This is a genomic window from Bartonella eidoli (assembly GCF_036576145.1).
In the GTDB taxonomy this organism is placed as follows: domain Bacteria; phylum Pseudomonadota; class Alphaproteobacteria; order Rhizobiales; family Rhizobiaceae; genus Bartonella.
On sequence record NZ_JBAFWX010000005.1, the window covers coordinates 1 to 26,457 of the forward strand.

Annotated in this window: 24 protein-coding genes and 1 tRNA gene; 13 read left to right on the forward strand and 12 right to left on the reverse strand. The window is 36.5% G+C overall.

Translation table 11 applies throughout. The features are described from left to right. Window positions 1-1,016 precede the first annotated feature (1,016 nt). Window positions 1,017-1,169, forward strand: coding sequence for a hypothetical protein (locus V5N68_RS04230; RefSeq protein ID WP_332065944.1), 153 nt, complete (start codon window positions 1,017-1,019; stop codon window positions 1,167-1,169). A gap of 575 nt (window positions 1,170-1,744) precedes the next feature. On the opposite strand, the gene V5N68_RS04235 is transcribed toward V5N68_RS04230, so the two are convergent. From V5N68_RS04235 to rpmH, 9 genes are all read right to left on the reverse strand, one after another. Next, a complete protein-coding gene (locus V5N68_RS04235; protein ID WP_332065945.1) occupies window positions 1,745-2,683 on the reverse strand; it encodes a YopJ/AvrA family T3SS effector serine/threonine acetyltransferase in 939 nt (312 codons plus the stop codon). A 484-nt stretch (window positions 2,684-3,167) separates the two neighbouring features. Next, window positions 3,168-3,252, reverse strand: a tRNA-Leu gene (locus V5N68_RS04240). 109 nt (window positions 3,253-3,361) lie between these two features. After that, entirely contained in the window at window positions 3,362-3,982 is a 621-nt protein-coding gene (locus tag V5N68_RS04245) for a 2,3-bisphosphoglycerate-dependent phosphoglycerate mutase (RefSeq protein ID WP_332065946.1), read from the reverse strand. A 27-nt stretch (window positions 3,983-4,009) separates the two neighbouring features. After that, a complete protein-coding gene (gene dapB, locus V5N68_RS04250; protein ID WP_332065947.1) occupies window positions 4,010-4,816 on the reverse strand; it encodes a 4-hydroxy-tetrahydrodipicolinate reductase in 807 nt (268 codons plus the stop codon). A 333-nt stretch (window positions 4,817-5,149) separates the two neighbouring features. Further along, entirely contained in the window at window positions 5,150-5,842 is a 693-nt protein-coding gene (locus V5N68_RS04255) for a glutathione S-transferase family protein (RefSeq protein ID WP_332065948.1), read from the reverse strand. 164 nt (window positions 5,843-6,006) lie between these two features. Beyond that, on the reverse strand, window positions 6,007-6,651 hold the full coding sequence (gene yihA / locus V5N68_RS04260; RefSeq protein WP_332065949.1) for a ribosome biogenesis GTP-binding protein YihA/YsxC: 645 nt from the start codon (window positions 6,649-6,651) through the stop codon (window positions 6,007-6,009). Beyond that, on the reverse strand, window positions 6,648-8,471 hold the full coding sequence (yidC, locus tag V5N68_RS04265; protein ID WP_332065950.1) for a membrane protein insertase YidC: 1,824 nt from the start codon (window positions 8,469-8,471) through the stop codon (window positions 6,648-6,650). Before yidC ends, yihA begins: the two co-directional genes overlap by 4 nt. Further along, window positions 8,461-8,859: a ribonuclease P protein component gene (gene rnpA, locus V5N68_RS04270; RefSeq protein ID WP_332065951.1), complete on the reverse strand. Its 399-nt coding sequence runs from the start codon at window positions 8,857-8,859 to the stop codon at window positions 8,461-8,463. The genes yidC and rnpA overlap by 11 nt, the downstream gene beginning before the upstream one ends. A gap of 114 nt (window positions 8,860-8,973) precedes the next feature. After that, complete coding sequence (gene rpmH / locus V5N68_RS04275) at window positions 8,974-9,108, reverse strand: 50S ribosomal protein L34 (protein ID WP_332061010.1); 135 nt, start codon at window positions 9,106-9,108, stop codon at window positions 8,974-8,976. Between the two features lie 592 nt (window positions 9,109-9,700). Here rpmH and V5N68_RS04280 point away from each other — a divergent pair. From V5N68_RS04280 to V5N68_RS04305, 6 genes are all read left to right on the forward strand, one after another. Continuing rightward, window positions 9,701-10,780 carry an Mrp/NBP35 family ATP-binding protein gene (locus tag V5N68_RS04280; RefSeq protein WP_332065952.1) on the forward strand — a complete coding sequence of 360 codons (1,080 nt, stop codon included), beginning with the start codon at window positions 9,701-9,703 and terminating at the stop codon, window positions 10,778-10,780. A gap of 63 nt (window positions 10,781-10,843) precedes the next feature. Further along, window positions 10,844-11,545: an orotidine-5'-phosphate decarboxylase gene (pyrF, locus tag V5N68_RS04285; protein ID WP_332065953.1), complete on the forward strand. Its 702-nt coding sequence runs from the start codon at window positions 10,844-10,846 to the stop codon at window positions 11,543-11,545. Between the two features lie 39 nt (window positions 11,546-11,584). Next, entirely contained in the window at window positions 11,585-12,481 is an 897-nt protein-coding gene (rsmI, locus tag V5N68_RS04290; protein ID WP_332065954.1) for a 16S rRNA (cytidine(1402)-2'-O)-methyltransferase, read from the forward strand. Further along, window positions 12,465-12,848 carry a YraN family protein gene (locus V5N68_RS04295; protein ID WP_442879692.1) on the forward strand — a complete coding sequence of 128 codons (384 nt, stop codon included), beginning with the start codon at window positions 12,465-12,467 and terminating at the stop codon, window positions 12,846-12,848. The genes rsmI and V5N68_RS04295 overlap by 17 nt, the downstream gene beginning before the upstream one ends. 100 nt (window positions 12,849-12,948) lie before the next feature. Beyond that, the gene (locus tag V5N68_RS04300) at window positions 12,949-13,194 is read left to right on the forward strand and encodes a hypothetical protein (RefSeq protein ID WP_332065956.1); all 246 of its coding nucleotides are present in this window, start codon (window positions 12,949-12,951) and stop codon (window positions 13,192-13,194) included. A gap of 59 nt (window positions 13,195-13,253) precedes the next feature. Continuing rightward, window positions 13,254-14,048: a pyrroline-5-carboxylate reductase gene (locus V5N68_RS04305; RefSeq protein ID WP_332065957.1), complete on the forward strand. Its 795-nt coding sequence runs from the start codon at window positions 13,254-13,256 to the stop codon at window positions 14,046-14,048. Window positions 14,049-14,404: 356 nt separating this feature from the next. Here the strand turns inward: V5N68_RS04305 and V5N68_RS04310 are convergent, their stop codons facing one another. The 3 genes from V5N68_RS04310 to V5N68_RS04320 are packed head-to-tail and all read right to left on the reverse strand — an operon-like array spanning window position 14,405 to window position 17,791. Then, on the reverse strand, window positions 14,405-16,069 hold the full coding sequence (locus V5N68_RS04310) for an electron transfer flavoprotein-ubiquinone oxidoreductase (RefSeq protein WP_332065958.1): 1,665 nt from the start codon (window positions 16,067-16,069) through the stop codon (window positions 14,405-14,407). 4 nt (window positions 16,070-16,073) lie between these two features. After that, complete coding sequence (locus V5N68_RS04315) at window positions 16,074-16,994, reverse strand: electron transfer flavoprotein subunit alpha/FixB family protein (protein WP_332065959.1); 921 nt, start codon at window positions 16,992-16,994, stop codon at window positions 16,074-16,076. 50 nt (window positions 16,995-17,044) lie between these two features. Then, window positions 17,045-17,791, reverse strand: coding sequence for an electron transfer flavoprotein subunit beta/FixA family protein (locus tag V5N68_RS04320; RefSeq protein WP_332065960.1), 747 nt, complete (start codon window positions 17,789-17,791; stop codon window positions 17,045-17,047). A gap of 571 nt (window positions 17,792-18,362) precedes the next feature. Between V5N68_RS04320 and V5N68_RS04325 the strand changes: the two genes are divergently transcribed. The 6 genes from V5N68_RS04325 to V5N68_RS04350 form a co-directional block, all read left to right on the forward strand. Further along, the gene (locus V5N68_RS04325; RefSeq protein ID WP_332065961.1) at window positions 18,363-19,181 is read left to right on the forward strand and encodes a hypothetical protein; all 819 of its coding nucleotides are present in this window, start codon (window positions 18,363-18,365) and stop codon (window positions 19,179-19,181) included. Between the two features lie 170 nt (window positions 19,182-19,351). Beyond that, window positions 19,352-20,272 (forward strand): sulfite exporter TauE/SafE family protein, encoded by a 921-nt coding sequence (locus tag V5N68_RS04330; protein ID WP_332065962.1) that lies wholly within the window; start codon window positions 19,352-19,354, stop codon window positions 20,270-20,272. A 2-nt stretch (window positions 20,273-20,274) separates the two neighbouring features. Beyond that, window positions 20,275-21,075 (forward strand): TIGR02186 family protein, encoded by an 801-nt coding sequence (locus V5N68_RS04335; RefSeq protein WP_332065963.1) that lies wholly within the window; start codon window positions 20,275-20,277, stop codon window positions 21,073-21,075. Between the two features lie 713 nt (window positions 21,076-21,788). Continuing rightward, window positions 21,789-23,411, forward strand: coding sequence for an exodeoxyribonuclease VII large subunit (gene xseA, locus V5N68_RS04340; protein WP_332065964.1), 1,623 nt, complete (start codon window positions 21,789-21,791; stop codon window positions 23,409-23,411). A 1-nt stretch (window position 23,412) separates the two neighbouring features. After that, on the forward strand, window positions 23,413-24,015 hold the full coding sequence (locus V5N68_RS04345) for a DNA-3-methyladenine glycosylase I (protein ID WP_332065965.1): 603 nt from the start codon (window positions 23,413-23,415) through the stop codon (window positions 24,013-24,015). A 923-nt stretch (window positions 24,016-24,938) separates the two neighbouring features. Continuing rightward, the coding region (locus tag V5N68_RS04350; RefSeq protein ID WP_332065966.1) for an ABC transporter substrate-binding protein at window positions 24,939-26,457 on the forward strand (1,519 nt) is incomplete at its 3' end.

Here is a 26,457-nt window from a genome sequence, read left to right on the forward strand (position 1 = left end):
AACAGTTTTTAGCTATGAAAGATGCTATCGCGGAAACCCAAAGTTTACATTGACAATATAATCCTTTTGCTGTGTTGTAGTATTTCATTTTAGAAGATCAATTATTTTCATATCTTATGAATTCATTGTAAATTGTTCTTAATGCCCTTTATCTAGTATTTTATATAAAAGGGTATATGGTAATTTATGCTTTATGATGGTCGCCCTAATCATTTTAAGCTATGATTTATATTATTTCATAAAGAGTCTCTGACAGTGCTCGCTAAATTAGCACCATTTGTTATGTAATTGTTTTGAACGCTTATTTAGATATGTTGTTGATTATTACTTGGATAGAGTTATTCATATTATCGATGCAAGTGCTTTTTTCATCAACTATTGCACTCAATTCAATAATATTTTGCTAAGTCCTAAAAATTGTTTTGGTAAGCTTTAATGCATCATCGAGTATCATTTTTGACATAGCTAAAGATACTGCGTTTCGCTTCTCAATAATTTCAAAATGATAAAGGATGCTGCACGTTGGTTCTATTTCTTTATTTCGTTTTTGGATTGTATAGTAAAATTGCTTAATTTTTTGCTATTTTGATCTTTTATTCATATTGAACAATAATTCATTAAGTCTCTCTACTCTTTCATTACTACATCCTATTCTGAGGTAGGTTTTAAAAACTATTTGCGTGTCTCTCCATCCTTTTTGCAAGCTGCTCTAACTATAATTTCTCAGTTATTTTAGAATAGATCATGTGTATTGATGTAAGTGCCATTTGAATTACAGAGATGGATGAAAGCAGGAGGAACGCCTATAAACCATCGTGCAGTCAAAAGCAGGTTTATGGGGGAGAGGGTCTTATGTTTGTAAGAACTATTAGGTAGTAGAAACAAAAGAACCGACAGGACTTTTCAAAATAGAAGTGTTTTCACTGATTATAGTTAAGCGTTTTTACGAGCAATGCCTATGATCTTGCTGGTAAAGAGAAATTCGGTACTCATTATGGCAGCTTTTGCTATTTTTTATGGCTTTAACGCAAACTTTTTATCTTGAAAAAAATGTTGAAAAACAAAAGCGAAAAAAGAGAGATTTAGAAGAAGCAACAACACAGCTTGAGGTGGAAAATGAGATTAATAATGAAAGCGGTACTGATATGTGTGTTGATCTTTCTCGTTAGATGCATAACAAAAAAATGCTTCTTGTCTCGGTTTGAAAACTGATTGATCTGGATCAGAAAGATATCACTCCAATAAGTGCTAGGTTTAGCAAGAGACATCTTAAAGCAATAACAAATACACAAATACGGAGAGCTCTTATGTATGTGGAATCATGGTCGAAAGAAAAATTGAAAAAGTTACAGAATTCACAGATGAAAAAAAAGAAATGCTACAAGAAATGATAATGATCTACCAGAGTTTAAAATGATGTTCCGTTTTGTGAAATGGACCGTATTAATTCTCTTTTTATTTATTCTTGAATTTTCTCGTGTCATGGATGCAATAGATAGCATCTTTACGCATAAAAAACATGGTTTTCAAAAAGTTAATAAAGGTAAAAAAAGATTTTATTGTTAAATAGTATATAATTAATTGTTTATATTGTACAAAAACTCCATCTTTCATATTTCTAAAAGTAAATATGATAGTAACAATAAATTATTTATTTAAATAATATCGCATTTTTATATAGTAAATTTAAATTTATAATAAAAATATTTATTTATATTTATAGTGAAAGTATTAAAATTACTCATTACAATGTAAGAGCATTTTTATATTCACGAACTCTCTTTCTATGCGATGAAACAGAAACAGCCTTATACTCTTTGGTTGCAACTGAATTATTATCGAGTCTTTCTAAAAGAGTCTCACCTTTTTTGTTAACTTTTTCATCTGCAGCATTTGGATTTGATTTTATATACCTTTGGAGACGCCCCATTCCTTGCGTATGTTTGTAAAAAGCAGCAGGAAGATAGAGGTCTAATTTATCATAAGGTATAGGTGTCTCTGGTTCACATAATATACCCTTAACATTATCTTCATGCAATTTTTCTAATCGGGCAGATTCGGTGTGAAGTTTTTTAGCAAGAGCTAAACTAAATATTCCACACTCAGAGAAGCTTCGCTGAATATCCATCTCCGCCATGGAAAAATGGCAATTAGGTAATCCACGAGATTTAACAGCCATTAATGTTCTCGTTATTAGCATATCTTGTGGTATGCCATGGAATTTTGTCGGTTCAAAAAGTATGAAAGAGTTTTCAACGCCAACAGCCCTATAATCAATGACTGCAAAATGAATTCCTAGAGTTTGCGAGCTAATTATAAATCTAGAAGATTGAACTTGGTCATTGATTGCTTTTTCCATGAGAACAGCAAGATTATAAGGGTCATCTACTAATTCAAGCTTCATGCCTGGATATTTCTCGTTTGCTTGCTTTACCAAGGCAGGCATCATTTTTATATCTACATGTGCATAATGAGTATTTATCCAATCCCCATTAGCAATATCTTTCTCTAAATTTGTAATAATATCTTTTAATTTTTCAGTATTAAATGCCATCTCTTCTTTTGAAGAAATGTCTTTTTCTGAATCTGCATGAGCACCTTCCAGCAGCTCTTGCAAAGAATGTCCTACTTCCGCTTGTGAAGAAGAAGAGGGGATGACACTTTGAGAATTATTAGGTTTCATAATATTAATCTCCATGCTGATTAATCAACAGTGGATATTATTTTCTTTAATTTTGGTAAGAGAGTGTTTTATATCGTTCCTTTTTAAGCAAAATTGTTCTAAAAAAGGACTATTCGTTTTTTGAAAGTGTAAGATTACAGAGTTTTTTGCAATTATAAAATATGTAAGACTATAAGTATGTTTACTTTTTATTACTGTTGTAAAGAAACGCTTATTGTATTTTTATGTTATATCTCTAAAGTAAAATTTGTAATAGTGTCATGCATTTAAGATACGTTTAGAAAGCGATAAACAGTATTTTTGCACATCTAAAGTAGTGATTTTCAAAAAATGGATGAAGATCAAAAAGAATTAATATCTCATAAAAGAGATGTGGCTTATAGGGATACAATTAAAATTTTATCCCCTTACCTTTATTTATATATCTCTCATATAACAAAATAAATTAAATTAATTAGTAATTTATACGCAATAGAAAAAGGTATGGTGCCCAAAAGAGGACTCGAACCTCCACGCCTTGCGGCACAGGTACCTGAAACCTGCGCGTCTACCAATTCCGCCATCTGGGCTGTAAAATTCATCTAAGCTGACGAAGCAATTCTGTCAATCAAATTATAAATTCATTTTTTATATAAAAGATTAAATTAAATGGTTTATACATATTATGACTTTAAAGATTTAAGACTTTACGACTGTTTTTGATGAAATAGTTGAGTCAGAATTAAATGTATAAATAATGGGAATGCCAGTTGCTAATTCTTGAGATATAATTTCTTCACTACTTAAACCTTCGAGCGCCATAATAAGAGCACGAAGAGAGTTGCCATGTGCTGCAATCAAAACAGTTTGAAAACGTAAAATATGAGGCTGGATATAGTACAAATAATAGGGCAAAACACGTGCACCAGTATCACGTAAACTTTCTCCATTTGGTGGTGCAATAGCGTAGGAACGGCGCCATATTTGTACTTGTTCTTGCCCCCATTGTTCACGGACTGTATCTTTGTTTAAGCCAGATAGATCACCATAATCACGCTCGTTTAATGCCGAGTTTTTTATCAATTGTAAATCTGGTTGTTCCATTTGCTCTAAAATATGTTGAGCTGTTTTTTGCGCACGCTGTAAAGCTGATGTATAAGCGATATCAAATTTTAAACCTGCTGTTTTGAGATTTTTTCCAGCTGTTATTGCTTCTTCATGGCCTGCTTGAGTTAGATCTGGGTCTTTCCAGCCAGTGAAAAGATTTTTGACATTCCATTCACTTTGTCCATGCCGAATTAATACAAGTGTGCGTTCCATTATTGAATTTCCTATGTTAATTATTGATTATTTATCATTCAATCCCAAAACGTCGAGCATTGAATAAAGACCGTTTTTATGGTTTTGAGCCCATAAAGCTGCTTTTAATGCACCATTAGCAAAAATAGAGCGTTCCTGTGCTAAATGTGAAAAAACAATACGCTCATTTGGTCCTGCAAAAGTGATGCTATGATCACCAATAACTGTTCCTCCTCGAGAACAAATAAAGCCAATAGTACCTTTTTCACGCTTACCTATACCATTGCGTTCGTTGGTCATAACATTATTGAGTGTAACATTACGGCCTTCAGCAGCTGCATTGCCAAAAAGAAGAGCTGTTCCAGAAGGACAATCAACCTTCTCTGAGTGATGCATTTCATAAATCTCAATATCAAAGTCATCAGGCCCTAATGCTTTGGCTGCTTTTTTTACAAAATCAGCTAAAAGATTAACTCCAAGGCTCATATTTCCAGATTTCACAATAGTCGTGTATTGTGCAAAATCTGCAATTTTTTCTTCGTCTTTTTTATTAAATCCTGTTGTTCCAATAATATGAATCAAGTTTCTTTGAGCGGCGTGATTAGCATAGAGAATACTGGCTTGCGGACGGGAAAAGTCTAAAATACCTTCCGTATTGGAAAAGGCTTTGTCAAGATCATCGGTAATGCAAATATCAAGAAAATTTGAACCGATTAATATACTGGCATCTTTGCCTACAAAAGGTGACTCTTTGCGGACCAGAACTGCAGAAAGTTCTACGTCTTTTCTATCTTGAATAGCTGTGATTAGCTCGCGCCCCATTTTTCCATTTCCACCAACAACTGTAAGACGCATATTTGTCTCCTTATCATCTTGATCCTTAAAGGATAGAAAAATTCTTTTTTCTATATAGAATGAAAGTTTTACTTCTTTGATTATCTGGACTGATTACTTGTATGTTTATATTGATAAGCTTGTTTTTAAAATACATTCGTTATTTGGTATAAAAGAAATAATGTGAATGTAGTTCAATAAGCTTTCAAATTCATTGTTTTAGAGAATAGTCAAGTTTATGGATGGGGACTATAAAACATATAAAGCTTTAATATAAGCTTTTTTTGTAGAAGAGTCAGGTGATGCACATATAATCCATGAAATATTGCCTACATTTTTGTTTGGAAAAGGCAATCAGAAGTCAAGATCTGCATAATGAGGGCTTGGTGCAATTCCACGAATGCGCTCTGTTAAAAGCGGGCGAAAAGAAGGTCTTGATTTAATGCGTGTATACCAGTCTTTGGCCGCAGGAGATTTTTCCCAGTCAATTTCTCCGAGAAAATCAAGTACCGAAATAGAAGCTGCTGCAGCTAAATCCGCGTACGATAGTTCAGAGCCAGCTAACCAGTCGCGAGATGCGCAGAGCCAATTTAGATAGTTCATATGTGGTAAAATATTGGCGCGTGCATTGCGTAAAATTTGCGAATTTGGAGCACCGCCACCAATAGCTATTGGCATTTCACGCTTATAAATTCGTTCTCGGACAATGTGGCGTGTAGCTTCATTTTCAAACTTATTTAAAAACCAGTCATTTAGACGACGTACTTCAGCGCGGTCTAAAGGATTTTCTGGAAAAAACTTATTCTCTTGTCGCAAGTTTCCGCGTGTTTCGTCTAAATATTCGAAAATAACAATAACTCCCGATAAGGGAATTTCGCGTTCAGCAAGAAGAACAGGCACATGTCCAGCTGGATTAAGTGCAAGAAATTCATGTCTTCTTGCCCACTCATGTTCCTCAATCAGTTGAATAGTTATATCATATTCTCCAAGAATGAGGCGTATGAAGCGGGAGGAGGACGATAGGGGAGAATGAAAAAGCGTTAACATAGTCTACATTATAGAATAGAGTTGATTAATATAAAATAGAGTTGATTAATTTTTAGAGAATTACAGAAGCTTTTATAAAGGCGCTTTACTAAAAGTACAAGGTCATTAGTTTCTACGATACATTATATTTGAGAATTAATAACAGAGATTCATAATTATTTGATTTATGCAACTGCTTGCAAAATCGCGATACGCAACTCTTCTAAACCTAATGCTTTTTCTGAAGATGTTACGAGAAGTTCAGGATAAGCGGCAGGATGTTGCGAAAGTCTTGTTTTTGTAACCGCTATTAATTTCTCAAGTGCACTTAATTTGACTTTATCACTTTTGGTTAAAACAACTTGGTAAGAAACAGCTGCCGCATCAAGAAGATTTAGGACATCTATATCGTTTTTTTTAATTCCGTGGCGTGAATCAATTAAAATATAAACACGTTTTAGTGTTGTGCGACCACGTAAATAATTAAAAACCAAACGAGTCCATGCATCAACTAGATTTTTAGGAGCTTCTGCAAAACCATAGCCGGGCATATCAACGAGCGCTATAGGAGGAAGATTATCAGGCTGTCCGCTAAAGCCGTCAGGTACAAAATAATTAAGTTCTTGAGTTCGTCCCGGTGTGTTAGAAGTACGTGCTAACCCTTTTTGCTGAACAAGTGCGTTAATTAATGATGATTTCCCAACATTGGAACGTCCCGCAAATGCAATTTCTGGAGGGCCTTCAGGTGGAAGAAAACGTACCGCAGGCACTCCTCGAATAAAAATCCAATTACGAAAAAAAAGTCCTGAGAGAGAAGAATAGTTTGTCATTCATGCGCTTCAGTTTTAGATGGTTTCCGCCATATAGACTTTAGGTTATTAAAGAGCTCAATTTTGACTCCTTGACGCTTCATCATGACACTTTGTTGAATCATTGATAATATATTATTCCAAGCCCAGTAAATAACAAGACCAACAGGGAAGGAAGAAAGCATAAAGGTAAAAACAACGGGCATCCACGTAAACAGTGCAGCTTGTGTTTGATCTTGGGGAGCTGGGTTCATACGCATTTGTAAAAACATTGTTATCCCCATAATTAAAGGCCATGCTCCGATTGAAAGAAAGGCTGGGGTTGTGTACGGTAAAAGACCAAATAAATTAAAAAATGAGGTTGGGTCGGGTGCTGCTAAATCCTTAATCCAACCAAAGAAAGGTGCATGCCGCATTTCTATAGTGATATACAATACTTTATAGAGTGCAAAAAATATTGGGAACTGAACTAACATCGGCCAACATCCTGCAAGAGGATTGATGTTTTTCGTTTTATACAATTCTACAATTTCTTGCTGTTGTTTTGTTTTATCATCTGGATATTTTTCTTTAATTTCCAGTAACATTGGCTGCAACAGTTTCATACGTGCCATAGATTTGTAAGATTTATTTGCAAGTGGGAATAAAAGTACTTTCAAAAAAACTGTGACAAGAAGGATAGCAACACCAAAATTGCCCGTTTGCTTATACAAAAAGTCGATAAGAGAAAACATTGGTTTGGTTATAAAGTCAAACCAACCCCAATCGATTAAAAGAGCAAATTTTTTAATATTCAGCTCATTTTGGTAGTGATTAATGATCTCTACTTGTTTTGCACCAGCAAAAAGGCGGTTAGTGATGGTTTTTGTTTCGTGAGGAGAAACAGTTAAAGGTCCACCAAGCAGGTCAGATTGATAATGGGTATTTAAGTGATCAAAATAAATAAAGCGACTTGTATATTCTTTATCTTGTAGAGGGATAACCGCTACAGCCCAATATTTATCGGTAATACCAATCCAACCTCCTGTAACTTTAGAAAAAACTACACTTTTTTGGCCATTATTAGGGTTTGGGTTCAGTTTTTCTAAGTCTGTATATTTTTCAGTTTTGAGGGAATCACCAGCAATTCCTATCATGCCCTCATGAAGCAAATAGGTTGCATTTGTGTCTTCTGGAGGGGCTGCTCGTGCAACTCTGGCATAAGAGGAGAGATATATTGGTTTACTGCTTTCATTATGGATAGAATCTTGAATAGTAAACATATAGTGATTATCGACTGAAATAGTGCGACGAAAAATTTGTCCTTGTCCATTGTTGTAGATTAAAGTGATAGGTGTTGAAGGAGTGAGTGCTGTATTATCTCCCTCTATTTCCCATTGGGTATCAGATTGTGGCAACGCTTCTGCTGGTAAAGAGGAACTCGTAAAACCAAATTCAGCAAGATAAGTTGTTATAAACCCTTTAGGGTTTAGCAGGGCAATTTCAGGTGATTGTTTATCTACCGTTAAACGATATTTTTTGAGTGAAAGATCATCAAATTGTGCACCAACAAGGTTGATGGAGCCTTCAAGTTCACTGGTTCTTATTGCAATACGATTTGTTTTAGCTAATGCAATGTTTCTAGCTTCAGGAGTCATTGAGGGATCGATTTTAGGAACGGACCCATGTGTGGGTGCAATATCAGAGGGATCTGATTTAGAAGGAGAAAATGTAGATTGTTGTGCAATCGTTCTCTGTTGTTGTAGTTCGGCTTGTTTGGGAGCGACATAAAAAAATTGCCATAAGGTGAGTACTACAAAAGACAATCCAATGGCGATAAAGAAATTGCGGTTATATTCCATTCGTACTATCCTGTTGCCGTTTTTGGTATTTCATTTTTGGCTTTATCCGTATTCGTCGGCTTAACTCATTAATCAAAGATGTAAATGGTGCGTTGAGTGCCTCTCGGTGTGCTACAATGACATAGTCTGTTCCTGCCTCCATATCATTTGCCAAACCAATTCTTACCGCTTCACGTAGGCGCCTTTTGATACGATTACGTTTAACAGCATTGCCGTTTTTACGTGTAACGGTGAAGCCTACACGCGCAACGAGAGGATTCTTCATTTCTGCTGTTTGCTCACGGGATTTTACTTCAAGCAAAAATAAAGGGCCACGCCGTTTTTCTCCTGTGCGTACAGCCAAAAAATCCGCTCTCTTGCGAATGCGGCAGGGATGTTTTGTCTTCATAAAGAACATTTCGCAATTTTACTAAACTCCTGCAAAAGCAGGCGCCGCAGGTTCACAATAAAATTCTACAACGGAAACAAATAAATATTAACCTGTTGTAAGAAATCAAAATAGTTATGCAGATAACCGCTTACGCCCACGAGCACGTCGAGCTGCGATAACTTTACGCCCACCAGCTGTTGCCATGCGTGCACGAAACCCATGGCGGCGTTTACGAACGAGTTTAGAGGGGTTATAAGTACGTTTCATTTAATTTAAATACCGCGGTGTGCGGCCCTTCTTAGTTCCACGGACAATTATGCGCTCGATGAACAGTTTTAATTTCATCACAAGATTGCTAACCCATAAGGAAAAATATAAAAAAAGTCAATCTCAGATTGTTTTTTGCCTCTTTGCAAAAATGCAAATTAGTTTATGACCTAAATTTTATTTATGATATTGAAGTTTTTTAAAAAACCAGTGGTTATAATGTTTAACCTATAGTGTATTATGTATAAATGGTTAAAGTCAGGAGTTAAGGGAAACTGGGTGGCTTATTTCTGTGTGCTCTTAAAAATGTCATTGTGGATATACATTAACATGAGATGTGCACTAAATTAAAAGTGTTTAAGACTTTTATATCAATATCCATCAAATAGAATGGTAGAGTGGAGTGTGCTTTATAGGGGGAACAAACAAACTTTATTTTTTTAGATTTTTTATTTGAGGTTAGCTTAGTATTTTGCAAGAGATGAGGTATAAGATACTTGTACTTCATAACTCTTATGAAGTGGAACATTTTAAAAAGTATTTTTTATCCTTGATGCTTTGTTCTTTGGCATTTGTATAGAGAGGAAAGAATGTGAGTTCTGTTACAAGTGAGGCTATTCGCAAAGAACTGCGAAAAATCAAGGGATTGGATTTTGAAAGCGATATTGTGTCGCTAGGGCTTCTTTCAGAAATACTAATTGCCAATGGTAAAGTTTTCTTTTCCATTACAGTTCCTGATGGGCGTGTGCCAGAATGGGAGCCATTGCGTCGTGCTGCTGAAGAAGTGGTGGGCGCTATGGAAGGGGTTGAGTCTGTTCTTGTTGCGCTTACAGCGGAAAAAAAATTAGAAAAGTCTTTTCAAGCTCGTAAATTTGTCCAAAAACGTCATCAGTTACCGGTTAAAATGCCAATAGAGGGTGTAAGGCATGTGATTGTGGTTGCTTCTGGAAAGGGAGGCGTTGGCAAATCTACAATGGCAATAAATATTGCCTTAGCTTTACAAGATGCTGGTTTTAAAACAGGTTTGATGGACGCAGATATTTATGGTCCATCTTTGCCACGTTTGACAGGGCTTGTTCATCAAAAACCACAACAGGTAATTGGCAAAAAAAAGCTTCAACCGCTTGAGCGATTTGGTCTTAAATTGATGTCTATGGGGTTCTTAATTGAAGAAGAAAAGCCGGTCGTATGGCGTGGTCCCATGGTGATGGCGGCTGTAACCCAATTACTACGAGATGTTCTATGGCAGCCTCTTGATGTGTTGGTGGTTGATATGCCTCCAGGGACAGGGGATGCTCAATTGACGCTTGCTCAACAAGTTCAGTTAACAGGAGCATTAATTGTTTCCACTCCACAGGATCTTGCTTTAGTGGATGCTCGTAAAGCGATAGAAATGTTTATGAAAGTTGATGTTCCAATTTTAGGGCTCATTGAAAATATGAGTTATTTTGTTGCTCCTGATACACGAAAACGGTACGATATTTTTGGTCATGGTGGCGCGCGCGCAGAAGCAAAACGTCGAAGCGTTCCTTTTTTGGCAGAGGTGCCTCTTGATGCAGCTTTGAGATATTCATCAGATGATGGTACGCCGATTTTTGTTGCTAACCCTAATGGGGAATATGCTGATCTTTATCGTACGATTGTTGATCAGGTAAAAAATAGATTGCTTTAGGTTTGTATTTTTTCAATGAGATTTTAAAAGGTGGAACATTAAAAAATATGAAAGGTTGTCTTGATGATAACGGCAGTACGTGAGCGCCTCATTGTTGGGCTAGATATTCCAGATGTAAAACAAGCGGAAAAATTAATTACGCAATTGGGTGATCATATCTGTTTTTATAAGATAGGTTATCAATTGTTTTTTGCTGGTGGAATGGAATTAATTAAAGATCTTATTGTGGCCAGAAAAAAAGTGTTTCTTGATATGAAATTGTTGGATATCGATCATACTGTTGTAAAGGCTGTAGAGAATATTGTAAAATTGGGCGTTTCAATGTTAACGATTCACGCATATCCTAAAACGATGCAGGCGGCTGTTTCGGCTGCAAAAGGAAGTGGCTTATGCTTGCTTGGAGTGACGGTTTTAACGTCTATGGATGAAGATGATTTAAAAAATGCGGGTTATAAAGATAATACGAGAAATTTAGTTTTAAAAAGAGCTGAACAAGCTAGAAATATAGGGATGGGTGGAATTGTTGCTTCAGCACTTGAAGCGCAGGATTTGAGAAGAGTTATTGGGGATAATATGGCATTGGTCACACCAGCAATTCGTCCTGCTGGCAGTGATAATGATGATCAAAAACGAGTTATGACGCCGAAACAAGCGTTAAAGGCTGGAGCAAGCCATCTTGTTGTGTCGAGACCGATTATTCGAGCGGCTGATCCTTTAATAGCTGCAAAAAAAATTTTGCAAGAAATGGTTGATGTTGATAAATGAAGACATTGCTGAGAAAAGGGTTTATGATGAAAGAAGGGTATGAGTGAAAAAGCATATTTTATAGGCGCTCATACTTATTTTGCACCTGTTATAGAACCCGCGCTTTATTTAGTCGCAACGCCTATTGGAAATCTTGCAGATATAACGATTCGTGCGTTACAGGTTCTTGCAGGAGTTGATATTTTAGCGTGTGAAGATACACGGGTGACGCGTATTTTGTTAGAGCATTATGGTATTAAGAAAAAAACATTTCTTTATCATGAACATAACGCGCAAAAAGCGGGACCGAGGTTATTAGAAGCTTTGGCAGACAATAAAACTGTGGCGCTTGTCTCAGATGCTGGAACACCACTTATATCTGATCCTGGTTTTAGGTTAGTAGAAGAGGCGCGTGAAGCTAATCACAAAATTATTCCTATTCCGGGAGCATCAGCTCTTTTAGCAGCTCTTATAACGACAGGTTTTCCTACCGATAGCTTTTTCTTTGCAGGTTTTTTGAGTGGGAGGAAGGTACAGCGTCAGAAGCGGTTGGTCCAATTGAGTGCTATTCCTGCAACTTTGATTTTTTATGAATCGCCCCATCGTCTTGTTGAGACTTTGCAGGATATGGTTTCTATTTTTTCTGTAGATCGACCCGCAGCGATATGTCGTGAATTAACAAAAAAGTTTGAAACAGTGGATGTTTCTAATTTAGGAAGTTTATTAGAAAACTATGGAAAACAACAGCATATTCGTGGAGAAATTGTTGTTCTAGTTGGTGAAGCTCCTCCGTCGTTAAAGGTAATGGATGATCAAGAAATTGACGAACTTCTTCTAGAGTTGGCGAAGACGCATTCTGCGGCTAAGGCAGCTGCTTTGGCTACAAAAAAAACTGGTATTAGAAAGCGCGAGCTTTTTCAGAGGTTGACTTTTTTAAAAGATGCGAAAGATGATTAAGCAAAGGAAATGCAGACAAAAAGCTTTCTATCGAGGTGTTCGTGCAGAAAAATGGGCAGCATGGTGGTTACGTTTCAAAGGATTTCGCATTCTTGAAGTTCGTTTTAGAACAAAATGTGGTGAAGTTGATTTAATTGCACGGCGTGGAAATCTTGTTTTAATCGTTGAAGTAAAGGCACGTTCAACATTGGCAGAGGCAATAGCTGCGGTTTCTTTGGTGAATGAGAGGCGTATTGAAGCGGCCACTGATATTTGGTTAGCGCGTCAAAAAGACTATTCTCTTTTATCTATACGCTTTGATTTGATTGCGATTTTACCATGGCGTTTTCCATATCATATTCCGGCGTTTTTTACATCTGATAAATGAGAACTTTAATAACATTGCGTCAAAGTAAGTAAAAAATCGTTTTTATATGCATATGCATTGAGAAAAAGTGAGAGCATTTTGGTGTTGTGAGGAGCTGAAGATGGATGATTATGAAAAATTTGCAACTGGATTGTTGATTGTTTTTGGAGCGTTGATTATTGGAAGCCTTATGGCTATGCATATTGCTCTTATGAATAAGACAGGCTTTTTGTTCGCTTTAGCAGCGGCTATTATTGGTTGGTTTTCTGCTTTTGCAATTCTTTTTGATAAGCCAAAATCTTATTTGGTATTGATTATGCTTACTATATTATGTGTTTCTTCTTCAATTGGTGTTTATGTTAGTTAAAGTAAGTGGGTACGGGAGGGATTTAGATTGACTATTAATGATGAAAGTAAGGAATAAAAATGAAAGTGGGTTTTTTGGGGACAGGTAAAATTAGTGCTTCAATGGTAGAAGGGTTAATGAAGAGCAACTTTGATGTGGTTTCAGTTATTGTTTCTCCGCGCAATGCGCAAATAGCTGAGTGTCTTTCATGCAATTATGATAAGGTTATTATTGCTGAAAATAATCAAGCGTTATTAGATGAAAGCGATTGTGTCTTCCTTTGTCTTCCCAATCAAGTTGCAGAAGAAGTTTTGCGTTCTCTTCGATTTCGTTCAGAACAACTTGTCATTTCTCTCCTTGCTATGGCAAAAGCGGCGGAAGTTGAAGAGTGGATCAATCATAAGGTTTATCGCGCTGTTCCACTTCCTTTTGTGGCGGAATGCAAGCACTTAACACCAATTTATCCAGATCATCCATTTTTACGTGCTTTATTTGATACTTTAGGTGGCACAGTGGTATTAAAAGAAGAAGATCAATTTAATCTTTTTATGACGGCTGGTTCATTAATGGGGGTCTATTTTAATTTTATAGAAACAGCGCATCAGTGGTTTACGATGCAAGGGTTAGAGAAGCAGCAGTCAGCAAATTTCTTAGCTATTATGTTTGGCAATCTTACTGATGAAATGCGTAAAATTATAGCGACTGATGGTCCGGCATCTTTAAATTTTTCGTTACTTGAAAAAGAATTTTCAACAAAAGGAGGGACAAATGAGCTTTTATCAAATTGTTTTTCTGATCAGGGTGGTAAAGATGCTTTAGTAACGGCTCTTGAGACAACTTTGCAAAAAATGAATGCTTCTTCGCTTAAAAGCTGAAGTTCTTGGTTAATATTTTTCTCTAATTTACATAAATGGAGGAAGAGTTATCGTTCATTTATATTTGCATTAAATACAAAATTTGAAAAACATCTGTTGGGTATTACACCCAACAGGGGAAAAGTTTCTATTTATCGGTTTTTTTATAACTATAATAGATTGTCATTATTTTTCATTAAAAGTTTATGTATGGCCTTTCCCTAGTAAAATTTTAATGCAATGTTGAGAATGTTTTTTGTAGGTGCGGTGCAAAGTGCATGACATGCTGTGAAGTTATAGACATTCATGGTATAGGTGATGGTCTTTAAACCTTAGCATACAGTATCATGAATTGGGCTTGTAGGATTCTATAGCTTCTACATATTGGGATAAATAGGCCCTTCACCACCTTGAGGGCAGGTCCAATTGATATTTTGGTTTGGATCTTTAATATCACACGTTTTACAATGTATACAGTTTGAAGCATTAATAACATAGACTTTATTATCGTCATTATGTTCTAGCCATTCATAAACAGCTGCGGGACAGTAGCGTGTAGAAGGTCCCCCATAGATTTCATATTCAGAATCTTTTTGTTTTTCTAGAGAAATTACTTTTAAATGACAAGGTTGGTTTTCTTCGTGGTGCGTATTAGAAAGTGCAACACTAGAAAGGGGGTCAAAGGTCACCACACCATCTGGTTTCGGATAAGTAATGGGCTGAAATTTTTTTGCTGGTTCAAGACATGCGTAATCTGCTTTTTTGTGGGAAAGTGTTCTAAATAAGGAAAATCCGAATAGCTGTTGCCACCAGATATCAAAGCCAGCAAGTTTAATTCCATATTTTGTTCCGTATCTTTTCCAAAGCGGTTTCGCATTACGTACTTTGTAAAGATCTTTTCCAATAGGACCTTTTCTCCAATGCTCTTCGATTTCTTTTACTTCATCGTGAGCGCGTCCTTGATCAAGAGCTATGGCAATTTTATCGGCTGCTAATATGCCAGATAAGATTGCATTATGTGATCCTTTAATACGAGGAACATTGACAAAGCCTGCTGCACAACCAATAAGTGCTCCACCAGGGAAGGTAAGTTTTGGTACAGACTGCCAACCTCCTTCGCTTATGGCACGTGCACCGTAAGAAAGGCGTTTTGCACCTTTGAAAATTTCATATATTTGAGGATGTGTTTTAAAACGCTGAAATTCTTCAAAAGGTGAGAGGTAAGGATTTTTATAATCTAAGTGTACGACAAAGCCGACGGAAATTAAATTGTTTTCCTGATAATAAAGAAAACCTCCTCCGCCAGTATCATTGTCTAGTGGCCACCCAGTAAAATGTTGAACCAAACCACGCTTATGTTTTTGGGGATCAATTTCCCAGAGTTCTTTAAGACCAAGACCGAACTTTTGTGGTTCGCGATTTTTACTTAGATCGAATTTTTTTATCAGTTGTTTTGTAATTGAACCGCCTGCTCCTTCGGCGATTAATGTATATTTAGCCAATAAAGCTATACCAGGCATATAATTTTTTCCAGGTGTTCCATCTTTATTAAGACCCATATCACCTGTAAGAACACCGATGATAGCTCCATCATCGTTTTGAATGGTATCTGAGATGGCAAAACCAGGATAAATTTCAATGCCGAGTGCTTCAGCTTTTTTGCTGAGCCAGCGGCAGACGTCACCAAGTGAAACGATATATGAGCCATCATTTGATAACATTTTTGGAAGAAAAATGTTGGGAAGTAATGAGGCGTATTTCGGATTGAGAAAAAAAAACTGATCACTGGTAACTGGTGTTTGAAATGGGTGGTTATGTTCATTTTTCCATTCTGGCAAAAGCGCATCAATGCCAATGGGATCAACAATGGCACCAGATAAAATATGTGCACCAACTTCAGTACCTTTTTCAACAACTGTAACGGATAATTCAGGATTGATCTGTTTTAGGCGAATTGCAGCAGAAAGCCCTGCGGGTCCAGCTCCCACAATGACTATATCAAATTCCATGCTTTCTCGTTGGTGATGTTGAGATATATTCATTGGATTATAAAGCTTTCTCCAATTCAGGAATAACTTGGTGGAGATCGCCTACAAGAGCGTAGTCAGCGATTTGCATAATGGGAGCTTCTTCATCTTTGTTAATGGCAACAATAACTTGTGCGTCCATTATACCAGCTATATGCTGGATTGCACCAGAGATACCAACGGCGATATAAAGTTCAGGAGCAACTATTTTCCCTGTTTGTCCAATTTGCCAATCGTTGGGGGCATAACCTGCATCAACTGCTGCTCTACTGGCACCCAATGCGGCTTTTAGTTTATTTGCAAGAGGGAGAAGGAGTGCCATAAATTTTTCTTGTGAGCCAAGACCACGCCCGCCTGATACAATAACACGTGCTGAAGTAATGTTAGGGCGATCACTTTTGTTGTTTTCTTCTTTAACAAAAGAAGAAAGATTTTGATTAGGGGCCGGCATTATTCTTTTTATAGAAGCAGTATCATTTTTAAAAGGGGCTGGTGTGAAGCGGGCAGTGCGGACTGTTATAACTTTTTGACGATCGGTAGCACGTAAAGTTTCAATAGCATTTCCTGCATAAATTGATCGTTTGAAAGTATCAGCTGCAACAACGGCAATAATATCTGAAATTTGCATAACATCAAGAAGAGCAGCCACACGCGGCATCACATTTTTCCCAGTGCTGGTAGAGGCAGCCATGATTACATCATAATCATTCGCTAATTTGATAATTGTGTCTGCCACAGGCTCAGCTGGTTGGTGCGTTAAATAATCTGCTTCAGCAATAAGCACTTGTCGCACACCGGCGAGCGTGGCACTTTTTTCGGCAAGTTTTTGAATGTTTGTTCCACAAACTAGAATGTCAACAGTATTGCTGATGGCTTGAGCGGCGGTAAGCGTTTTTGCTGTTTCTTCTGTATTGTGCTCGGCCAATAAAAGAACTGCCATGATTTTATCCTTTTATACAATATTGCTTTTGGTTTATTTATTAAAGAGCGTTACATGCAACTTTTTTGTTTTAGCACATTAATAAGCTCCGCCACATTAGCTACTTTCATCCCAGATTGACGGGGCTCTGGTTCTTCAACACTAAGAACTTTTAAGCGTGCTCGTGTATCTATGCACAGATGCGCAAGTTCCTTTTGTTCAATAAGTTTCTTTTTTGCTCCCATAATATTGGGAAGAGAAGTGTATCGCGGCTCGTTTAGTCTTAGATCAGCAGTCATAATTATGGGGAGGGGAAGACAAATGGTTTGTGTACCGTTATCTACTTCACGGATAACTGTAGCGTGCCTGTCTTTGATATCCAGATGTGAGGCAAAGGTTGCTTGTCCCCATCCAAGAAGAGCGGCCAACATTTGTCCTGTTTGATTGCTATCGTCATCAATGGCTTGCTTACCCAAAAAAACCATATCAGGTTTTTCTTCATCAACAACGGTTTTTAGAACTTTAGCAACTGCTAAGGGTTCGAGTGTCTCTTCAGTTTTGATAAGGATAGCTCGATCAGCACCCATTGCAAGACCTGTTCGTAAAGTTTCTTGTGCTTGTTCTGTGCCGATTGAAACAAGGACAACCTCTGAAATTATTCCGGATTCTTTTTGTCTAACTGCTTCTTCTACTGCAATTTCGTCAAAGGGATTCATAGACATTTTTACATGGGACAGATCAACGCCTGTGCTATCGGGTTTTACGCGTACCTTGATATTATAATCAACAACACGTTTGACAGCGACAATTACCTTCATAATGCTCCTCTTTTTTTACATGATTATAAGCTTATAACAATAATTATAAGAAACCAAATCGTTTAGCACTGAATCTTTAATATAAGTATTATAGTTGGTTTTTAAATTATATATGCTTTCTTGCATTTGCTTGTACTTTGTTCTCGTTTTTGTCAGTCTATAGTTTTTTCGTTTCAGGAATTACCTTGTTTATTTGGGTAATGAAAAGAGCAATGAATATTTATCTAAAGTAGAATGCGTTTACTATCGTCATAATAAGTATGTGAAATAGTTTTATAAAAAACGTGAAATTAAAAAGGGTTTAAAAGCGGTTAGGGATGATAGAAATGGTTTTCTATTGTTAGTTTCATATATTCATTTTATCATGGACAGGTGATGATACATAGTCATAATAATGATGAAATAATAAAAAGCGAAGTAAGAAGATAATTTTTCAATTTACATATTGAAAGCAAACAAAATATTTTATCTTTAGATTTTTTATAATTTTAAAGCTCTATTTACCAAAATGGAGCACATTCCTGTTCAGTTACGCGATTCTTTGAAATAAGGTAAATGAGGGGTGACGTTTGTGAATACAAAGAGTCATACTACAAAGACAATTATACATGAAAAATCTTCTCCTTTTTCTGCTGAAAAAAAGGAGACAGGAGTAGCAGATACACCTCTTGAAACGATGATGTCAGACCTTTCTAAAAAATTGCGCTATGTTTCTGCACAAATGCAGAATAAATATCCGTTTCGCGATTCGAAATTACAACATTTAGTAAAGAAAGATGATTTAAAATCTTACTTAGATGATATCAGCAGAGCAATTTTGGCTGATCATTATGCTCGTCATCAAAGAGAGAAGAAAGTTTTTGAGCATTTAGAGCAGATTAAAGTTCTGATTCAAAATTTGCAGAATGAGAAGAAAGTTGTACAGGATGTTCCGACACCACGTCCACGTCCTGTGCTTCGTTCCCAAGCGGTTGATTCTGTTGTGCATCACCTTGCTCGTATGTCGTGCGAGGAAGGGAAAGTGAATTGCTCTCCCCAAGAGGTGCCGAATGTTTTACAAAAAAATATAGCTTCAACCGTCAAAGATGTTCTCGATGTATCGCAACGAGGTGATAGAAGCTTTTTGCACCAAAATACTAAAGTAGAGTTTATCAAAAAAGGCGATAAAGGGGGTATAGGGCAAGAAAAATATTCTGGCACACAATCATCTGGTGGCGGCCACATTAAAAATGATACATACGCTTTTGTCTTTAAAAACAAATTCCTGAAGATTTTGTTTTTTTTATCTCATTCTGTTAAAAAGTGGCTTCTTTATTTTTTAATTGTTGCATTTATGGCAGCGATAACGTTATGTTCTTATAGTTTTTTAGAAGAGCTCATTTTTTTTTAATTTTATAATGTTGTGGTTGGGTGAGTAAACGTGAGAATTGTGTCTTCGCGTGATTTTGCGATGGTGTATAATCTTTGCATCCAAAGCTGCTTTCTTAACGCAATGAAGATTATCAAAGAAGGGTTTTAAATTATCCAAACAAGCCTCATATTGTATTGAAGGTTCTGTAAGTGACTATTTATTTACCGATTGCTGAAGTATCGCTCAACATGCTGATCTTAATTGGCATGGGGGTTGTTGCTGGTTTTTTCTCTGGTCTTTTAGGGATTGGTGGCGGATTTTTGATCACGCCTCTATTGATTTTTTATAATATTCCTCCTGCTATTGCTGTTGGGACATCGGCTAACCAAATGATTGCATCATCTGTGACAGGTGCGATTACACATTTTAAAAGGCGTACTCTCGATATTAAGCTTGGCATTTTTTTAACGATTGGAGGGGGGGTTGGTGCTCTTATCGGGACTCAGATATTTTCTGTCTTAAAAGGATTGGGGCAATTGGATCTAATCATTTCACTTCTTTATGTGATTCTTTTGGGAAGTATTGGAAGTTTAATGATTATTGAAAGTTGGTACGATATGATACGACGGCGTAAGGAAAAAAAAGTTGCTATTCGCCTTGCTGGTCGGCATAATTGGATCCATAAATTGCCGTTTAAAATGCGTTTTCGGACATCAATGATATATGTCAGCATTATTCCAGTCTTAGGGATTGGTTTAGTCGTTGGATTACTATCGTCTATTATGGGAATTGGTGGTGGTTTTTTCACGGTACCAGCGCTGGTTTATCTTTTGCGTGTTCCAACCAATGTAGTGATTGGAACTTCTCTTTTGCAAATTACATTTGTATCCTCCTTTACTACAGTTATGCAAAGTGTGAGTAATCAGTCTGTTGATATTGTTTTAGCTTTCTTGTTAATGCTTGGGGGAAGTATTGGGGTGCAATATGGGATACGAGCTGGACGAAAATTGAAGGCTGAACAATTGCGTATGGCGCTTGCATTTTTAGTATTAACTGTTTGTATGCATTTGGCTTTTCAATTATTTATACGCCCTGATAATCTTTTCTCTTTTACCATTCTTATGGAATAAAAATGGGTAAATTATTTTCTATATGCATAATTGCAAATTTGTTTTCTATAGTTTCTTTTTCTGCGTGTGCGTATGTTGGTCAGGCTGGTGCATCAGTTGATTCTGAGACTCTTCAGATTATTGTAACAACGAGTACAATTACGGTTGATGCACATTTCGATGGTCGTGATCTTTATATTGCGGGTGTTTTAGAAAATACTGATCCCTTATATTCACAACAAAAACGCTATGATGTTATTGTTAGTTTAGAGAGAAAAACTCAACCTGTCATTATGCGGGAAAAGAAGCGCAGTGCTGGTGTTTGGGTTAATGCAGATTCTCTCATTTTCAAAAATGTTCCTCTCTTTTATTCAATGGTAACAACACGTGAGATTGATGATATTACGAGTGCTGAAAATTATAGACGTTTAGGGTTAGGGTTATCTAATTTTCTATTACAGACCGATGAACAGGATCAAGAAAAAGTACAAGTTTTTCGTGATGAGCTTATAAAATTGCAAAAAGCTAAGAAACTATATAGTGAAGAAGTAGGTGGTGTTCGTTTTGGTTCTGGTTCACTTTTTACAGCGCATTTTCGATTGCCGGCCAATATCCCTGTTGGGGATTATAAGGTTCGTGCTTATCTTTTTCGCGATGGGAGATTTATTGATAGTGTGACCACAACTCTTGAAATAGTTAAAGCACATATTGCATATTCAATTTTTTATGGAGCTCATAAATATAGTTTATTATATGGTATTATCGCAGTGCTTGTCGCTGTAAGCACAGGCTTTTTATGTCGTTTTATTTTTCGAAAAGACTAGTAAATTGAAAAGTTTCATTATATTTACTTCTTGCGGAAAATGTATGAAAGAAAAATGGGCACAATAGTCATTGTTCCCACCATTATCATACAAAATAAATTTGCAAAAATTGCAAATATTGTTTCTCATACAGTTAAAAACATTTCATTACTACGCGTGCAAGAGTGCAAGATGTCCATTGACGAAGATTTATCAGGATGTCAACTAAGAGTGAAAAGAGAAGTACTTTGATAGCAACGTGTCTTAATGTTTTTCCGAGAAATGCATGATAAGAGCTATATACATTTTTACTTTTTGCATAGTTTTCAACATATTATGTTCTATTTCATAATTGATGGTATCATTTTTTATAATGAGGAAATAGTATTTTTTTCTTTCCTTTTTTGAATCAATTACTTTGTGGTGTCAATAAGAAGATATTTGTATTGTTTTTGGAATATGCTCATGTTTTTCTGACCTATTTAGGTGATGTTTTATAGTTTTTTACGAGCGTTTTAGTGATTCTTATCTTTACAAAGAGTATTTATAATATTTTGAAATTTTTGTTAAGAATTTTGGATATGCTGTTTCTCTTTCTAATAGAATATGAATATATTAATTATGTGTAGAGTGTAGTTTAAAATTGTTCTATTTTATAAAAATGTTATCTGTTTTGATAAATGTGGGTTTGTGGGTGTTAGGATTCAATATTTAAACATTCGTGAATTAAAAAAATGATAAATTCGTTTATTGATAAAGAAGTGGCCACAAATGTGGCGGAATTTAGTGTTTCTGAAATAGCAGGGGTTTTAAAGCGTGTTGTTGAAGAAAATTTTGGTTATGTGCGAGTGCGTGGAGAAATATCAGGTTATCGCGGTGCTCATTCTTCAGGTCATGCTTACTTTGCCTTAAAAGATGATCAAGCTCGGTTGGAAGCTGTTATTTGGCGCGGAGATATGGGAAAGCTTACATTTCCTCCAGAAGAAGGGATGGAAGTAATTGCGATTGGTAAGTTAACAACTTTTTCCAGGTTTTCCAAATATCAAATTGTTATTGAGGATATTGAGCCGACAGGTGTTGGCGCTTTGATGACACTGTTAGAAAATCGCAAAAAGAAGTTTGCGGATGAAGGTTTATTTGATGATTCCCATAAAAAACCTTTGCCTTATATGCCGAGGATTATAGGTGTTGTGACATCACCTACAGGTGCAGTCATTCGTGATATTATTCATCGTATATCGGACCGTTTCCCATTGCACATTTTGATTTGGCCTGTGCGAGTGCAAGGTGAAACAAGTGGCCGAGAAGTTGCTACCGCGATTGAAGGTTTTAATACTTTACCTTTAGAAGGTATTATTCCTAAACCAGATCTTATTATTGTTGCCCGAGGAGGGGGGAGTTTAGAAGATCTATGGGGATTTAATGATGAAATTGTAGTTCGTGCTGTTTATAAATCGTCTCTTCCTGTTATTTCTGCTGTTGGGCATGAGACGGATTGGACTTTGATTGATTATGTTGCTGATTGGCGTTCTCCTACTCCTACAGGAGCTGCGGAAAGGGCTGTTCCCGTTAAGCTTGATCTCGAAGTACAGGTGGCGTCACTTAATGCGCGTTTGCATAAAGGGTTAAGTCGTTATTTTGACTTTTGTCAACAAAAGTTGCTTGCACTTTCGCGAGGTCTTCCGACGCCTGATCAGCTTTTTGCTTTACCTCGCCGTAGCTTTGATGAAGTCTCCAGTCGATTATACCGTGCTTTTTCTGTGAGCTATGATAAAAAACATTTTCATTTCCATACACTTTCTAAACGTTTTTCGCCGCGTTTACTGGGGACTGAAAAAGCACATCACGATATGCAAGCATATACTCGGCGTTTTTATCATGCTTTTTTGCGGAATGTTGAAAAAAAATACTCTCAGGTGGAAATAATACTTCGACTGCAACGTGCTCTTTGTGTGTGCTATAATAGAAAGCATTTTTATTTTAATACACTTTCTAAACGTTTTTCACCGCGTTTACTGGATACTGAAAAAGCACATCACAATATGCAAGCATATACTCAGCGTTTTTACCATGCTTTTTCGCGTAATGTTGAAAAAAAACGCTCTCAAGCTGAAATAACATTCAGGCTTTTAAAAAGCACTTCATATCAAAATATTCTAGCGCGTGGTTTTGTTTTAGCTTTAGGAAAAGATAATCAGCCTATTAAGAGATTGGCGCAATTTCCTAAAGCTGATACAATCAGTTTACGCTTTTTTGATGGTGAAATTAGTGTTTCAAGACGTGATCATGTTGTTAATAAATCTTCGAAGTCTAAACAGATAAAGTCAAAGCAAGATAATCAAGGAACTCTTTTTTGATATGGTAAGTTCAGTACTTGATGAAGGGCTTTTAATGGGGATGGATGGAAAGGTTCGTTGTGCGTGGGCAGGGGCTGATCCGCTTTATTGTTCTTATCATGATAATGAATGGGGAAAGCCTGTTTTTGATGATTGTCGTTTGTTTGAAAAGATTTGTCTTGAGATATTTCAATCAGGGCTTTCTTGGTTTATCGTTTTGAAAAAAATATCTAATTTTCGCCAAGCTTTTGATTTTTTTGATTTTAAAAAGATCGCTCTTTATGATGAGGAAAAGATTAAAACACTGATGCTTGATGAAGGTATTGTTCGTCACAGTGGAAAGATACGTTCTGTCATTAACAATGCGATAAAAGCGCAGGAAATTGTTGATCAATGTGGGAGTTTATCTTGCTATTTTTGGTCTTTTCAGCCTTTGCCGTTTGAGCGTTATGAACAGGTTAATTTTCAAATATTGCAAGATAATCCTATTATACCAGCTGCCGTTCGTTTGGAAAAAGATTTAAAAAAGCGGGGTTGGACATTTGTTGGTCCTGTAATTTGTTATGCTTTTATGCAGGCGGTGGGGATTGTCAATGACCATCTTGAGGGATGTGTTTTTCGTTAAATTCATAGAGGTTCCTTTGTTTATGAATAGGTCTGTCGTGTTAAGTGAGATGGGCGAAAAAGAATATACAGTAGCTTACAGGAGTTTAATTTTTTTGAAGCTTAATAAAATATGTTGGTAAGCTTTTTGAATGCATAAATATTGGTCATATTGGCTTAGTTTTGAATCATTAAGCGTGGTGTCAATGAAGTGTAAAAAAATGATAATATGCAAAAACTGATACTAAATTCTTTAGAATGCTTGTGTGAAGCGTTATTATCTGATAGCTTCTTTTATGCGGGTGCTATTATGTGTTTCGCTTTTTAGAAAATGCAGTGTAGGCCATTTGTCTATTAGCCATGTTGCTTAATTGAAGCTCTAACATATGTCATGGGAGGAAATGTTGTGAATTTACTTTTATCAATAGTAGTACACTCTTTTATTGAATGCAGCGCTCTTTTCTAATGAGAGGGCCTTCTTCTATATTGAGCTTTTTAAAAATTAAGCAGTTCTTATTGAGATCGGTTTTTTGGCGGGGTTTTTTGTATACCGATTTTTCGATTCAATCCCGATAATGTAAGAATGGCAAGATATCCATCTTCAATGGGATGTTTAGAGGGGAGTGTTTTTATTTTAATATATTTAAGAGAAATGGGATGGTGAATTCGTGAGCCTTCTCACAATATTTTGTTCGTGGTTATGATTTGGGTAATCGGTCTAATAGCAAGACTACGGCTTATTGTAATTGGTAGATAAGTAGTGCGAAAGTACAAACTCAATGGAAGGTATGAGATATATTTATAGCCTAAAAGTAAGATGTTGCGTGCAGGTATAAAATTTTACTTGTTTTAGTCTTTATCATAAAGTCGCTGTATCATTTTCAGATAGCTAATTGATACGAGAGCGTTTTGATTTTAATTCAAGCTTTACAAAAGGAAAAGTCTATGAACTTGAAAAGAAGGATATTAAAAGGGAGCAGTTCCCTTGTTTCTGCTCTCATTATTATGGGTATGTCTTTACAACAGGTATCAGCGAAGACACCTGCTAATACACTTGTAATGGCTTGGAATATTGATTCAATTGTTACATTTGATCCTGCGCAAGTCAACGAAGTTTCTGGAAATGAAATTCTTCGTAATACCTGTGATAGTTTGGTCAGCTCTGCTCCCAATGACGCAACTAAATTGATTCCATCTTTGGCCAAAAGTTGGGACTTTTCAAGCGATGAGCATAGTGCAACTATTACCTTTCATTTACGGGATGATTTGAAGTTTAATGATGGACGTGTTGCTAATGCTGACGATCTTGTTTGGAGTTTAAAGCGGGTTGTTAATTTAAAGATGACGAACGCAGCAACGTTAAGTGATTATGGTATTACAACTGAAACGGTTGATTCTGCCATTCAGGCGCTAGATAAAAATACTGTGGTCATGAAGTTTGATAAGCCTTATCCTGAAGAGCTTCTTCTTAGCCATATTGCTACCAATCCTGCTTCTGCTTTACTCGATCGTGCGACGATTATGAAAAATGAGCAGGACGGGGATATGGGGAACCGGTATTTGGCTAGTCATATTAGTTGTATTGGTCCTTATCAGTTGGCGAGTTGGCGCTCTGGAGAAGCTATTTTATTGCGTGCGAGCTCTAATTACTGGGGCAAGGCTCCAAAGATTAAGCAAATTTTGATTCGTCATGTTGCTGAATCAGGAACTCAACGTTTGTTGTTACAAAAACAAGATATTGATGTTGCGCGTAATTTAACGCCTGAAGAACTAGCAGATATGCAGGCGACAACAGATGTTAAGGTTGAGAAGATATTGGTGCCATCTATAATGTATTGGGGCTTCAATATGACAAAGCCTATCTTTGCTAATGAAAAAGTACGTTTGGCGATGCGTTATCTTATTGACTATGAAAGTCTTGCAAAGACAACTCTCAAAGGAGTTGCCGTTCCGCGTGCAAGTTTTCTCCCCATTGGTACTCTAGGAGCGCTAGATGAAAAAGAAGGGCAACCTTTTAAAGTTGATTTGAAAAAAGCTAAGCAGCTTCTTACTGAGGCGGGTTATCCAAATGGATTTGATACAACTGTCATAGTAGGAACGTCTTCTCTTGCTTTAGAGATCATGCAGTCTATTCAAGATAATGCTGCAAAAGTTGGTGTGAATTTGAAAATTGAACGTTTAGGAGGAGCGCAATTATTTTCAAAAGTTTATGCACGTTCTTTCGATACTGCTTTTGTCGGATGGAATAATGATTCTGTAGATCCTCATACGATGGCTTTGCGTCTTGTTTATAATCCTGATAATCGATTTGAAGCTAGAAATACAGCCTATCCTAGTTGGCAGAAGGGGTATTTTGATGCAAATATGAACCAGAAAGTCATGGATGCTTTATTTGAAAAGGATTTAAAGAAACGACTTAGCCTTTATGCTGATTTGCAGCGTGAAATGATGCAAAAAGGGCCTT